General features: G+C 68.7%; 10 protein-coding genes. 4 read left to right on the forward strand and 6 right to left on the reverse strand.

Going from position 1 to position 14046, the window contains the following annotated elements; translation table 11 throughout:
• Positions 1–83 precede the first annotated feature (83 nt).
• Positions 84–3914 carry a YhdP family protein gene (locus ACYVGE_RS15020; RefSeq protein ID WP_460730909.1) on the forward strand — a complete coding sequence of 1277 codons (3831 nt, stop codon included), beginning with the start codon at positions 84–86 and terminating at the stop codon, positions 3912–3914.
• A 192-nt stretch (positions 3915–4106) separates the two neighbouring features.
• Positions 4107–5552: a metalloprotease TldD gene (tldD, locus tag ACYVGE_RS15025; protein WP_460730910.1), complete on the forward strand. Its 1446-nt coding sequence runs from the start codon at positions 4107–4109 to the stop codon at positions 5550–5552.
• Positions 5553–5559: 7 nt separating this feature from the next.
• Here tldD and yjgA read toward each other — a convergent pair whose 3' ends face one another.
• The gene (gene yjgA / locus ACYVGE_RS15030) at positions 5560–6156 is read right to left on the reverse strand and encodes a ribosome biogenesis factor YjgA (RefSeq protein ID WP_457097246.1); all 597 of its coding nucleotides are present in this window, start codon (positions 6154–6156) and stop codon (positions 5560–5562) included.
• Positions 6157–6252: 96 nt separating this feature from the next.
• On the opposite strand from yjgA, the gene pmbA reads away from it, so the two are divergent.
• Complete coding sequence (gene pmbA / locus ACYVGE_RS15035) at positions 6253–7620, forward strand: metalloprotease PmbA (RefSeq protein ID WP_460731089.1); 1368 nt, start codon at positions 6253–6255, stop codon at positions 7618–7620.
• A gap of 96 nt (positions 7621–7716) precedes the next feature.
• Positions 7717–8064, forward strand: coding sequence for a DUF4870 domain-containing protein (locus ACYVGE_RS15040; protein ID WP_310053453.1), 348 nt, complete (start codon positions 7717–7719; stop codon positions 8062–8064).
• A 73-nt stretch (positions 8065–8137) separates the two neighbouring features.
• Here ACYVGE_RS15040 and ACYVGE_RS15045 read toward each other — a convergent pair whose 3' ends face one another.
• The 5 genes from ACYVGE_RS15045 to tilS form a co-directional block, all read right to left on the reverse strand.
• The gene (locus tag ACYVGE_RS15045; protein ID WP_460730911.1) at positions 8138–9478 is read right to left on the reverse strand and encodes a M48 family metalloprotease; all 1341 of its coding nucleotides are present in this window, start codon (positions 9476–9478) and stop codon (positions 8138–8140) included.
• 30 nt (positions 9479–9508) lie between these two features.
• On the reverse strand, positions 9509–11335 hold the full coding sequence (locus ACYVGE_RS15050) for a CHASE2 domain-containing protein (protein ID WP_460730912.1): 1827 nt from the start codon (positions 11333–11335) through the stop codon (positions 9509–9511).
• Positions 11336–11417: 82 nt separating this feature from the next.
• Entirely contained in the window at positions 11418–12299 is an 882-nt protein-coding gene (locus ACYVGE_RS15055) for a polyprenyl synthetase family protein (RefSeq protein WP_460730913.1), read from the reverse strand.
• A complete protein-coding gene (locus tag ACYVGE_RS15060) occupies positions 12292–12570 on the reverse strand; it encodes an exodeoxyribonuclease VII small subunit (protein WP_460730914.1) in 279 nt (92 codons plus the stop codon). The genes ACYVGE_RS15055 and ACYVGE_RS15060 overlap by 8 nt, the downstream gene beginning before the upstream one ends.
• Before the next feature lie 31 nt (positions 12571–12601).
• A complete protein-coding gene (gene tilS / locus ACYVGE_RS15065; RefSeq protein WP_460730915.1) occupies positions 12602–13900 on the reverse strand; it encodes a tRNA lysidine(34) synthetase TilS in 1299 nt (432 codons plus the stop codon).
• Between the last annotated feature and the right edge of the window lie 146 nt (positions 13901–14046).

The raw sequence follows: 14046 nt of genomic DNA on the forward strand, positions 1-14046 counted from the left end.
GCCGGGGCTCGCAGTCATGCATCGCTGCCGAGCTTGCCGACGCTGGGGCGCGAATCCCGCATTTTCGTGAGTGAAGCAGCCTGATGCCCACTCCTATGCGCCGCCGCCTGCGCATGGCCCGTCGTGGCTTCGGCTACACGGGCGCGATCGTGCTCGTAATGATCGCGTTGCTGTTGGGCGTGGCCAGCCAGGTGCTGCCGCTCGTCGAGCGGCACCCCGACCGCATCGCCGCGTGGCTGAGCGAACGCGCCGGTCGACCGGTTGCCTTCGATCGCGTCGAGACCGAATGGACCCGGCGCGGCCCGCTGCTGAAGCTGGACAACCTGCGCATCGGCGAAGGCGAGAAGGGCTTCACCATCGGCGACACCGAAATGCTGGTGTCGTTGTATGCCGGCCTGCTGCCGGGGCATGCATTCTCGGAGCTGCGCCTGCGTGGCCTCGACCTTACCCTCGAGCGCGCCGACGACGGCCGCTGGCAGGTGCGCGGCTTGCCGGGCCAGCAGAAGGCGGGCAGTGATCCGTTCTCCGCGCTGCAGGGGCTGGGCGAATTGCAGGTGATCGGCGGCAAGCTCGCCGTGCTCGCTCCGTCGCTGGGCGTGGACGTGCACATTCCCAAGGTGCACGTGCGCCTGCGCGTGGACGGCGACCGCGTCCGTGCCGGCGTGCGCGCATGGCCGCGACTGGATGCGACCCCGCTCGACGCGGCGCTCGACTTCGACCGCAAGAAGGGTGACGGCCGTGCCTATGCCGGGGCGAAGCGGATCGATCTCGCGGCATGGTCGGCACTGTTGAAGGTGCAGGGCGTCACCGTCGAAAGTGGCCTCGGCCGTGCCGAAGCCTGGGCCGAATTGCGCGGCAATCGCGTGGCCACCGTCACCGTCGATACCGCCCTTGACGCCGTGGCATTGCGCGGAACTTCCCTTGACGCCGCTGAGGCGCCGCCGCGCCGCCGCTTCGACCATGTCCAGGCGCGCGGGCGATACCAGCTGATCAAGAGTGGCTGGCGCGTGGATGCGCCCCTGCTGCGCATCGGACGCGGCGACAAGGAGCAGAAGCTCGACGGCCTGCTGATCGCGGGCGGCGAACAGTACGCCGTGCAGGCGAAGGAAGTCGACGGCGGTCCATTGCTCGCTGCCCTCGCTCTCAGCGACAAGATTCCGCCCGGCCTGCGCCGCTGGCTGCAGGCCGCCAAGCCGGTCGTGTCGCTGCACGACGTGGAAATCGCCGGCCGCCGCGGCGGTGCCGTGCGTGCCCACGCGGTCATTCGCGACCTCGGTTTCGATGCGGTCGGCAAGTCGCCAGGTGTGCACGGCCTCGGCGGCCGGATCGACGGCGACGGCAACGGCTTCACCCTGGATTTCGATCCGCAGGCCGAAGTGGGCTTCGACTGGCCGGAAGGCTTCGGTGTCGTGCATACGGTGAAGCTGCGCGGCCAGGCCGGTGGCTGGCGCGAAGGCGCGGGCTGGCGCGTGGGCACCACCGCATTGCGCATCGACGGGCAGAGCGTGTACGGCGCCATTGGAGCGATTGCGCGCGGTGGATTGTGGTGGCAGGGCGACGGCACGCGACCGTGGATCGACATCGCCGCGGAGATCGACGACACCCGCCTGCCGGCGGCGAAGGGTTTCTGGCTGCGCAAGGACATGCCGGCCAGCGCGGTGCATTGGCTCGACACCGGGCTGGTGGACGGCACGTTGCAGGGCGGCCGCGCGGTGATATCGGGCGACCTCGACGACTGGCCGTTCCGCGACAACACCGGCGTGTTCGAGGCCACGGGCCACATCAGCGACGCGACGATCCGTTTCAACGAGGAATGGCCGGCAGCGCAGGGGCTTGAAGCCGACGCGCGCTTCACCGGCATCGGCTTCGACGTGGTGGGAACCGGCCGCCTCGGCGACGTCGGCATCCGCCATATCGAAGCGCGCATCGACGACTATCGCGGCGGCGCACTGACGGTAAAAGCCGACGGCGACGGCGACGCGGACCAGCTGCTCACCGTGCTCAAGCAGAGTCCGTTGCAGAAGGAAAACGCCGACACCTTCGCCAACATCCGCGCGAGTGGTCCTGCCGACGTGGGGTTTGGCCTGAAGCTGCCGCTGGTGCATGGCAAGGGCGTGGAAATCGACGGCACGGTTGCGTTGAAGAATGCCAAGCTCGCCGATCCGCGCTGGAAGCTCGCCTTCGACCAGGTCAACGGCGAGGCGGTGTATTCGAACGGAGGTTTCAAGGCGGACGGGCTTGCGGTTCGCCAAGAGGGCGAGCCGGGCAAGTTGTCGCTGCGCGCCGGCACCCGCTACGTGCGCGACCCGGGGCACGTGTTCGAAGCCGGCCTCGACGCGAGCCTGGGCGCGGTGGAACTGATCGATCGCGCGGAAGACCTGGGCTGGTTGAAGCCTTACCTGTCGGGTCGTTCGCAGTGGACGATCGGCGTCGCCATCCCGCACGCCAAGCCGGGAGCCACGACGCAGACCCTGTTGCAGTTGAATTCCAACCTGGTCGGCACGGCGATCACCTTGCCCGCACCGATGCGCAAGGCGGCCGCAACGCCGCTGGCGGCATCGATCCAGACGCCGTTGCCGATGGGCAGCGGCGACATCCTCGTCGGCCTGGGCAACGTGATGGCGTTGCGTGCCCGCAGCCACCAGGGACAGACCGGCGTGCGCGTCGCGTTGGGTGCGGATCGCGTCGATGAGGCCGCGCCGGCCTCGGGACTGATCGCCACCGGCCGCGCCGACACGCTGGAGGCGATCGACTGGATCGCGTTCACGCTTGGCGGCGAGGGCGGAGGCAAGGTCGCGCTGCAACGGATCGACGTCACCGCGCAGCAACTGCAGATGCTGGGCGGTACGTTCCCGGACACGCATCTCGTCGTCGCGCCGGCCGCGCGCGGCGCGATCGCCATCCAGGCCGAAGGCGCCGCCCTGCAGGGCGCGGTGCTCGTGCCGCCGGGCGACAAGGACGCCATTGCCGGACGCCTGGAGCGTGTGTACTGGCGGCCCGCGCCGGTTCCGCCGAACACGGACAACGCAAGTGCGACCACGACGGTCCGCGACGAAGTCGATCCCGCGAAGATTCCGGCACTCACCCTCGATATCGACGAGCTGCGCCTGGGCGATGCGAAGCTCGGCGTCGCCAAGGTGCGCACGCGGCCGACGGCCGTGGGCATGCACTTCGAACAGTTGCAGACGCGCACGGCCAAGCAGCGCATCGACCTGAGCGGCGACTGGAGCGGCAAGGGCGAGGCCGCGAACACGCGCCTGAAACTCGACGTAGCCAGCGACGATTTCGGGGCGCTGCTGGCCAGCTTCGGCATGGCGAGCCGGCTCGGCGGCGGCGAGGGGAAGGTCACGTTCGAAGCGGGTTGGCCGGGCAAGCCGGTCGAATTCAAGCTCGATGGCCTCGACGGCAGCCTGGTGCTCGATGTGCGCGAAGGCCGCCTGTTGGAGATCGAGCCCGGCGCCGGTCGCGTGCTGGGCCTGCTCAGCCTCGCGCAGCTGCCGCGGCGCCTGACCCTCGACTTCCGCGACTTCTTCTCCAAGGGCTTCGCCTTCAACGAACTCAAGGGTGCCGTGCATTTCGGCAATGGCCAGGCGCGCAGCGACCAGCTGGTGATCGACGGTCCAGCCGCGACCATCGACATCAGCGGCGCCGCCAACCTGCACGCGCAGAGTTTCGACCAGACCATCGAAGTACGGCCCAAGACCGGCAACCTGCTGACTGCGATCGGGGCGGTGGCGGGTGGCCCGGTCGGAGCGGCCATTGGCGCGGCGGCGAATGTCGTGCTCAACAAGCCGCTGGGCTCGCTGGCGTCCAAGACGTATCGCGTGACCGGGCCGTGGAAGGAACCGAAGGTCGAAGTGATTACGCACGAGGAGAGCCGCGCGGAGGCCACCGCCAGGGTGCCGCAGGGCTGAGGCCGGTTGGATTCGGCCGCCATCGCCTCCATCTGGTCCATGATGGGTGCCCGCGCCAGATCGCGGGCGGCCGTCAGGTCGTCACCGCACCCGCGGGCACAACGCGCCGGCACCGGCCTTCCTGGCCAACAAGCTGCAACTCGCCTGTGTGAAGACGCTCTCGTCTGATCCCCCCAATACCGGCTTCCTCCCATGACCCTACCGATCCAGCTCGCCGAGTCCCGCCTCCTGCTGCCCGCAGGCCTCGACACCGGCGGCCTCGAACGCACCTTCGGCACGCTGCTCGGACCGGGCATCGACTTCGGTGACCTGTATTTCCAGCACGCGCGCCGCGAGAGCTGGACGGTGGAGGACGGCATCGTCAAGGAAGGCGCGCACTCGATCGAGCAGGGCGTGGGCGTGCGCGCGATCAGCGGCGAGAAGACCGGTTTCGCCTATTCCGACGAGATCAATACCGTGGCGCTGCTGGAGGCCGCGAAGTCGGCGCGCGCCATCGCCCGCGACGGGTCGGCCCGGAATGCCCATGCACTGGTGCGTGGCAATGGCCGCTCGCTGTATTCCAGCGACGATCCGATCGATTCGATGGGCAACGAGGAAAAGGTCGAAGCGCTGCGCCGCATCGACCGCTACGTGCGCGCCGCGGATCCGCGCGTGCAGCAGGTGGTGGTGAGCCTGTCGGGCGGCGTCGATACCGTGCTGGTGGCGCGCAGCGACGGCGTGCTCGCCGGCGACGTGCGTCCGCTGGTGCGCTTCAACGTGCAGGTGATCGTCGAGCAGAACGGCCGCCGCGAAAGCGGCTATGCCGGCGGCGGTGGCCGCTACTCGTACGCGGAACTGCTCGGTGGTGGCAGGCCGGAAGCACTCGCGAAGGAAGCGGTCCGGCAGGCGCTGGTGAACCTGGAAGCTATCGATGCACCGGCCGGCGTGATGCCGGTGGTGCTCGGTTCCGGGTGGCCCGGCGTGCTGCTGCACGAGGCCGTGGGGCATGGCCTCGAAGGCGACTTCAACCGCAAGGGCACGTCCACCTATGCCGGCCGCATCGGCCAGCGCGTGGCGTCGCCTGGCGTGACCATCGTCGACGACGGCACGCTGCCGGGTCGCCGCGGTTCGCTCAACGTCGACGACGAAGGCACGCCGACCAACTGCACGACGCTGATCGAGGACGGCGTCCTCGTGGGCTACATGCAGGACACCCTCAATGCGCGCCTGATGGGCATGCAGCCGACCGGCAATGGCCGTCGCGAATCCTTCGCGCACCTGCCGATGCCGCGCATGACCAACACCTACATGCTCGCCGGCACGCACGATCCGGAAGAGATGATCCGCTCGGTGTCGAAGGGCCTGTACGCGGTCAACTTCGGCGGCGGCCAGGTCGACATCACGTCGGGCAAGTACGTGTTCTCGGCGACCGAGGCCTACCTGATCGAAGACGGCAGGATCACCGCGCCGGTGAAGGGCGCCACGCTGATCGGCAACGGCCCGGAGACCATGCAGCGGGTGAAGATGATCGGCCACGACCTCGCCCTGGATGAAGGCGTGGGCGTGTGCGGCAAGGACGGGCAGAGCGTGCCGGTGGGCGTGGGTCAGCCGTCGCTGCTGATCGAAGCGCTGACGGTGGGCGGCACGCAGGCCGCGTGATCACGGGTCAGTCGCGCCCCTGGCCATGACCGCCCTGATCGCTCCCGGCTTCCGCATCGCCTTCGTCGTCGGCGAACGCGTCCTCGCCTTGCAGCAGCAGTTCGCGCAGTTCGCGATACAGCTCGCGGAACGCGCGCGGCGGCTTGTTGCGCTTGCGTTCTTCCAGCGTGTTGCGCACCAGCTGCCGCAGCAGCTGGCGGTCGGCGGCAGGATGTTCGTCCAGCAGCTGCGCCAATGCCGCGTCGCCGCCGTCGATCAGGCGTTCGCGCCAGGTCTCGACGCGGTGCATCGCCGCGACTTCGCGCCGGGCCGCGTCGCCTTTTTCGTCCAGCGCGTCCCGGAGCGCTTCCAGGGCTTCGTCGCTCTCGCGGCGCATCTGCTTGGCCAGGTACTGCAACTGGCGCTTGTGCGCGATCTGCGCCGTGATGCGCTTGCATTCGCGGATGTGCGGCAGCAGCGATTCGGGCACGGGCAGCTTGGCGAGCTGGGCTTCGGTCATCGAAACCAGCTTCTCGCCCAGGGCCAGCACCTCCAGCGCTTCACGCCGTTGCTGGCTGCGGCTGGGGCTCAGGAATTCGCCGGTGTCCTCGTCACGACCACGCATCGCACATCACCCGTGTCATAGCGCCGCGCTGGCGCACTTCGAATACTGCTTCCGGGGTAACCCGGCCAGGAAAACAAGGATAAAGCATTGAACACGATCACTCCCGCCAACGGCGCCCCCGTCACCACGGACGACAGCCAGCCCCGGCTCGACCGCCTCGCCGACATCGCCCAGCGCCTGCTCGAGCGCTGCCGTGCGCAGGGCGCGAGCCAGGCGGAAGTCTCCTGCTCGGAAGAAACGGGCCTGAACGTCAACGTCCGCATGGGCGAAGTCGAGACGGTGGAGGCCACGCGCGACCGCGGCATCGCCGTTACCGTCTATTTCGGCCAGCGCAAGGGCAGTGCCAGCACCGCCGACCTGCGCGAGGACAGCCTGGATTCCACCGTCGAGCAGGCCTGTGCGATCGCGCGCCACACCGAGGACGACGATGCGGCCGGCCTGGCCGATCGCGAACTCATGGCCACCGACCTGCGCGAATTCGACGGCTGGCATCCGTGGGCCATCGAGGCCGACCACGCGATCGATCTCGCGCTGATGTGCGAAGCCGCGGGTCGCGACCTGGACAAGCGCATCGAGAATTCCGACGGCGCCTCGCTGGGCAGCGGCAGCAGCCTCAGCGTGTATGCGAATTCGCACGGGTTCCTCGGTCGCGAACGCAGCACCAACCACAGCATCGGCTGCGCTCTGATCGCGGGGCGTGGCGAGGCGATGCAGCGTGATGGCTGGTACAGCTATGCGCTGGCCGCGGAGGACCTGGAATCGGCCGCGGCCATCGGCCGCCGCGCCGCCGAGCGCGCGGTGTCGCGTCTGGCCCCGCGGCAGGTGCCGACGGGCGCGTATCCGGTGCTGTTCTCCGCGGAAGTCGCGCGCTCCCTGATCGGCCACCTCGTCGGGGCCGTGTCCGGCGGCGCGCTGTATCGCAAGGCCAGTTTCCTTGTCGACAGCGCGGGCAAGGCGCTGTTCCCGGACTGGTTCGCGATCGACGAGCGTCCGTTCCTGTCGCGCGGCCTGCGCTCTTCCGCCTTCGATTCCGAGGGCGTGGCCACGCGCGAAGCGCCGCTGGTCCAGGGCGGCGTGCTGCAGCGTTACGTGCTCGGCAGCTACTCGGCGCGCAAGCTCGGCCTGCGCACCACCGGCAATGCCGGTGGCGTGCACAACCTGCAGGTGGCCGCGAATGCCGGCGGCCTGGATGAGATGCTGCGCGGCATGGAACGGGGCCTGCTGGTCACCGAACTGATGGGGCAGGGCGTGAACACGGTGACCGGCGACTATTCGCGCGGCGCCGCCGGTTTCTGGATCGAGAACGGCGCGATCGCCCATGCCGTCGATGGCATCACCATCGCCGGCAACCTGCGCAGCATGTTCTCCGCCATCGAGGCGGTCGGCACCGACGTCGATCCGAGGTCGCATATCCGCACCGGTTCCATCCTGGTCGGGCGCATGACGGTGGCCGGAGAAAGCTGAGATACCGTTCCCTTGACAGTGGCCGGCGGGGCGCGGGAGAGTGCCTACATCATCCGTCCGACGGCATGACGCCGTCCTGTTAGGGGAACGCTGGCAATGAACGATATCGCTCAGGAAGAGAAGACCTGGGGCATGCTTGCCCACCTGTCTTCACTGGCCACCTTCATCATCCCGTTCGGCAACGTGCTTGGCCCACTGGTGGTGTGGCTGGTGAAGAAGGACACGATGCCCTTCGTCGCCGACCAGGGCAAGGAAGCGCTGAACTTCAACATCACCGTCGCGATTGCCGCGATCATCAGCTGCATCCTGATGTTCGTCCTCATCGGTTTCCTGCTGATAGCCGTCGTCGCCGCCGGCTGGCTGGTGCTGACCATCCTTGCCTGCATCGAGGCCAACAAGGGCGTGGCTTATCGCTATCCCTTCACGCTGCGACTGATCAGCTGACGCGCTACATCCGGTTCCATGAGAAAACGCCGGCCATTGGCCGGCGTTTTCGTCTGGAGGCCTGCATTGCACCTCAGTTGCGCTGCTCGTACTGCGCCAGCGCACCGTCGCCATGGCGATCGAGGCGCTCCAGGCGTTCATCCAGCGGCGGATGGGTCTTGTACAACTGCGCGAGCCCGCTCGCACTTCCGCCCATGGCCGCCATCTTCTGCAGTACGGCGTACAACGCCAGCGGATTCATGCCCGAGCGCGCCAGGTAGATCTGGGCGACTTCGTCCGAGCGATACTCCGCCTCGCGATCCAGCCCGGTCATCATGATTGTCGCGCCGTGCTTCTCGACGTAACTGCGCGCCATGCTGCCGGCGATGCCGCCACCGGTGCTGACCTGGGAGGCGATGAGGTCCTTTCCCGCCTCCTGGAGTTCCTGCTGGCGTATCACCGTGTAATGGTCGCGATGCACGACGTGGTTGATCTCATGCGCGAGCACGCCTGCGAGTTCCTCGTCGCTGCCCGCCAGTTCGTACATGCCGCGTGTCACCAGCACATAGCCGCCCGGTGCGGCGAAGGCATTGATTTCCGGCGTGTCGATCACGCCGAAGGTCCAGGGCAATTCGGGACGCACGGTCTGCGAGGCCACCCAGCGGCCGATGGTATTGGTCCGTTGCTGTGCCGCCGCGTCGGACCATAGCGGTCGCGCGCCCAGGATGCGGCCGGCGATCTGGGGTCCAAGCGCGAGTTCTTCTTCGAGCAGTTCGCCCTCGGACTTCGATGCCGCCTTGTCCGCGATGCCCAGCATGGATTGTGCGGCGCTGCTGAAGCGGCCGAGCAGTCCGGCGGCGGCCGAGGTGCCAGCGCGCTTTTCGGCCTGGGTGGCGGTGCCCTGGCCCTTGGCCGCCTGGCCTTCGGCGGCGTACGCCACCTGCGTGGCTTGCCATCCCTTGCCACCGGCCCATGCCGCCGCTGCATCGGCAGTGACGCGATATCCCTCCATGGCCGCCAACTGCGCACCATCGAAGCCGGCGCCACGCAGGTCGCTTTCGTCGATGCCGCGCACGCCCGCGGTTTCGCTGACACGTCCCTTGCCGGCCTTTCCCGTCACCAGCGCGCCGGCGTCGTCGCCCTGCGCCGGCGCGGTGGCCGCCATGCGCAGTTCGTTGACGCGTACGTATCCAGTGCCGCCGCCTGCCAGCGTGACGCGGTACCAGAGTCCCTCCTGGCCATCGATCCGCACCTGCGTGTCGCGTGCAAGCGATGTCACTTCCTGCGAGGCGAAATCCGGCTTGGCATGCACGCTCACCTTGGGTTTGTGCACCACCGCCGACATTCCGGTGACGCCGCTTGCGGAGAGTGTTGCGGCGAGTGTCGCGGCGATTGCGAAGCCGGCGCACAGCGACAGCGGCATGAACAGGCGCATCGCGTTCCTCCTTGCCAAGGCGCGGCCAGGCTACCTGGAGGACAACGTATTCCGCGCCGAAAGCGGCCATTCCGCGCGTTCCGCGAGCAACCTGCCGAGCGTGCCACGCACCTTCGCGCGCACCTCGAAAAAGTCCTCGGAAAAATCCTGGTCCGGCTCGCCTGTTTCACTGAACAAGATGGCCACATGCACGCTGCCATCGTCAGGCAGGACGTCGTCGTGTGCGATCAGGTGCGCATGCAGGCCGTCGAGTTCGCGTTCCGCGGCGGCGGCCGCAGTTGCCCGGTCGGGCGCCGACCAGACGAGCACGGTCACGTCCTCCATGGCTTCCCACAACCAGCTCTTGCGCTCGACCACGCCGTCCAGCATCACCGCGTCGATGCCGCCGTGCACGTAACGGCGCAGCCGGCGGCGATATTCGCGCAGGCGCCGCTCCAGTCCGCGGGGATTCACGTGGGGGTCGGGCACGAATCGCACGCGCGCGAAGGCCAGGACGCGATCGCGCGCGGGATCGAACTGCTTGCGGAAGTCATTGTTGCCGATGGCGCGTCCGCGTTGCACGGCCGCGTACAGCCGGCACAGACCGAAGTACAGGCTGACGAAGCCGATCGCGGCGAAGATGTCGAAGAACACGCGGAATGCGGTCAGTCCCACGAACGCCGCAACCAGGAGCACAAGGTTGGTGGCGACGAAGACGTCGTCGATCTCGTAGGCCGGTTCACCGCGGAAGAAGGCAAACGTGGTCAACAGCAGCAGCAGCGCCGCCAGCGCGTACTTGAGCCACGCCGGGGGCAGCCAGATCGCGCTTCCCGCCAGCAGCGCCTCGGTGGCTTCCGCATGCACCTCGACGCCCGGCATCAATCCCGCGGGCGTGGGCTTGGCATCGTTCAGTCCGGCCGCGGTGTAGCCCACCAGCACGGTGCGGCCAGACAACGCGGGCAGGGGTTCGGATGGAGGGCGACAGATGGGCCGGCCCGTGAGCAGGTCGGCGGCGCTCACGAAGGGCAGCTTGCTGCGCTTGCGCCAGTCGATGCGCACGCTATCGGGAAACGCCGCCATCGCCTTCGCGTTGCCGCCGGTGGCCAACCGCAGCGGCATCGATGCCAGCGCCCAATCACCCACTCGCTCGTGCAGCGGCACGTCGCGCAGCACGCCATCCCGTCCGCGCGCGACGTTCAGCAACGCGCTGTTTTTCGCCATGGCCTTGCCATAGGGCAGCAACAGCGCAACCGGCGGATCGTTGCGCGGATGCGCCACCAGCGGATACGACGACGGGGCCTGCGAAGCGTGCAGCGGCGAACCCGGATCGTAGTCCGGGTGCAATCGGGTCGTGCCGAAGACGAAGCGGCCCGCCCCGCCTTCGGCGATGGCATCGAGGGTGGTGTCGCCCAGCGGGTCCTGGGCCGATGCGTCGGCGAACTGCACGTCGAATCCGACCGCGCGCACGCCGGCGCGATCGAGGGCGTCGATCAGGTCCGCATGCAGTTGCCGGCTCCACGGCCAACCACCGGCGCCCTGTTCGCGCATGTACTGGATCGAGCACTCGTCGATCTCGACCACGACCACCTTGCGCGAGGGCTTGGGTTCCCACGGACGGAAACCGATGATCTGGTCGAAGATCGCATCCTCGGCGGAAGCGAGCTGGCGCTCATGCTGCCAGTCCCAGGCCAGCCATCCCAGCGCAGCCAGCGCCAGCAGCGGGAAGAAGGCGTAGCGCAGGCGCAGCGCGACCAGCGCATACACGCGCCGATAGCGCTGCTGCATCGCGCCCCAGAAATCGATGAACGAGTGCCCGAGCCGCGCCATTGCGGCTTCGAACAGCGACTCGATGCGCTGGAAGATCGATTTCCGCAACATGCCCCCCAGAAGCGGGTGCCCCGGAAGCGCTGGCGCACGATGCGGCTGAGCATCGACGCTGCTTCAAGCGGGTGTCAAGCGATCAGCGGTCGCGTTGGATCACCTGGTGCGCGAGCGCTTCGAGCTTGCCGGCGCGCGGCGCCAGCGGCGCCAATGCCTCATGCATGACTTGGGCGAGTTCGTGCAGGCGCGCACGCGACGCCTCAACGCCGATCAGCGACGGAAACGTCGCCTTGGCCTGGGCCGCGTCCTTGCCCGCGGTCTTGCCGAGGGTGGCGCTGTCGCCCTCGAGGTCGAGCAGGTCGTCGCGGATCTGGAAGGCAAGGCCGAGGGCATCGCCAAACCGGTCCAGGCGCTGCAGGGTGTCCGCATCGACCGCGGCGGCGAGGGCGCCGAGCCGCACCGATGCACGCAGCAACGCGCCGGTCTTGAGCGCGTGCAAGCGTTGCAGGTCCTCGATCCGCATCGCATCCGCATTGCCGGTCGCGGCGATGTCGAGGGCCTGCCCGCCGCACATGCCCCGGGGGCCGCTCGCGATCGCCAGTTCGCGCAGCATGGCCACGCGTGCGGCCGCAGCCACGGGGGCATCGGCCAGCAGTTCGAAGGCGAGCGACTGCAGGGCATCGCCGGCGAGGATGGCGGTGGCTTCGTCGAATGCGACGTGCACGGTCGGCTTGCCGCGGCGCAGGCTGTCGTCGTCCATCGCCGGCAGGTCGTCGTGGACCAGCGAGTAGGCATGGATCAGCTCGACCGCCGCCGCTCCGGCATCGAGTTCGGTTTCGCTCGCGCCAAACGCCGTGCCGGTGGCGTACACCAGCAGTGGCCGCATCCGCTTGCCGCCATCGAGCGCCGCATGGCGCATGGCGGCATGCAGCCGCTGCGGTGGATCGGTGGCGAGTGGGAGCGCGCGGTCGAGCACGGATTCAATCCGCAGCCGCCACGCGGCGAAGGACGGATCAGGCATCGGGTGCGAACGGCTCGGCGCTGGCCGGGTCCTGCGGATCGCTGAGCAGGCGCACGCGCAGTTCCGCCTGTTCCAGCGCGGTCTGGCATTTTCGGTAGAGGCCGACGCCGCGCTCGTACGCGGCCAGCGATTCTTCCAGGCTCATGTCGCCGCGTTCCATCTGCTCGACCAGTTGTTCGAGCGCGTCCAGCGATTGCTCGAAGTCGGCGACGGGAGAAGCGGCAACCGACGAAGCGGCGGTCGTGTCGGAACTGGGTTTCTGGGCGGCCATGGCGAAAGTTTGAGGGCCGGGTGCTGGCGGGTCAATCGCGCAGCCACACCAGCCGGGCGCCGCGCTCGCGCAGCCACGCGTCGAAGCCGGCGGAATACGCGAGATCCCCGGCCGCCAGCAGTTCCCCCGCGGAGCTGGACAGCAGCGGCAGGTGATCGCGCACCCACGGCGGCACGCCCAGATCCTGCAGGACGTGCTTGAGGGCGTGCGAATGCTCGCGTCGCGGCAGGGTGATGCGTTCGCCGCCCTGGCGCGCGTGCACGATGCACGGCGCGTCCAGGCCGGGTGCACCGGCGAGGGCGAGCCGCGAACCATCCGGCAGCAGCAGCGGCGCCGCGCCGTCCCAGGCCTGCTGCCAGTCGTCTGGCAGCGGTGGTTGGGCCGTGCCGGCGTACAGCAGGTCGCGCCACGCCCGGACTTCAGCGTATTGCCACTGGAAGCGCGGCTCGGCATCGATGCGACCGGCCAGGAGTTCGGCTTCGATCCGCACGATGCCTTCGGCCGGCAACGACGGTAGGCCGAGTGCCTCGATCCAGCGGCGCAGGACGCGCGCGCGGCGCGCTGCGGGGAGGGCGAGCAGCGCATCCTTCGACAACACCTGCGCATCGGCCGTGCGGGCCTGCGCCAGGCCGCGGTCGTCCTCATTCGCAAGCAGGTCGGCCGCTTCGGTACTCAACAGGGCGGAGCGCGCGAACGCCACGTCGACGTTCGGCCAGCGCTCGCGCAACAGCGGCAGTACGTGCCGGCGCAGGAAATTGCGGTCGAAACTCACATCGGCGTTGCTGGGATCTTCGATCCAGCGCAGGCCGTGTGTCCGAGCGTAGGCGAGCAGTTCCGCGCGCGAACAGGCGAGCAGGGGTTTCCACAGCCAGCCGCGGGAGTAGCGGCGCCACGGACGCATCGCGCCCAGGCCATCGACGCCGGAGCCACGCAGGGCACGCAGCAGGAAGGTTTCCGCCTGGTCATCGCGATGATGGGCGAGGACCAGCACTTCGTCGTCGCCCAGTTCGGCGGCGAAGGCGACGTGGCGGGCGTCGCGGGCCGCGGCTTCCGGACCTGTGCCATCGCGCCGGACCTCGACGCGCACGCTGTGCAGCGGCACCTGCAGCGCGGCACATTCCGCTTCGCAATGAAGCATCCAGGCATCGGCGTCGGCATGCAGGCCGTGGTGGACGTGCAGGGCGCGCAGGCCGCGCGCCCGCGCCTCCGGCAGCATTGCCAGTGCATGCAGCAGCACCATCGAATCCAGTCCGCCACTCAGGCCAACGACCAGTGCGGCGTCGCCGGCCTGGGGCAGTTGGGAAGCCGGAATGAGCGGCGTGGTGGTCATCGCCGCATCGTATCGCGCCGCAGGCAGGGATCGCCGTTGCCGCCAGGACGGAATCGGTTGCAGTGACCGATGACACGTCGGCCGGTGGCGCGGACGCGACAAAATGGCCGCACGAACTCCAGGAGGAAGCATATGCGGCTATACGG

Source organism: Lysobacter rhizosphaerae (assembly GCF_054779795.1).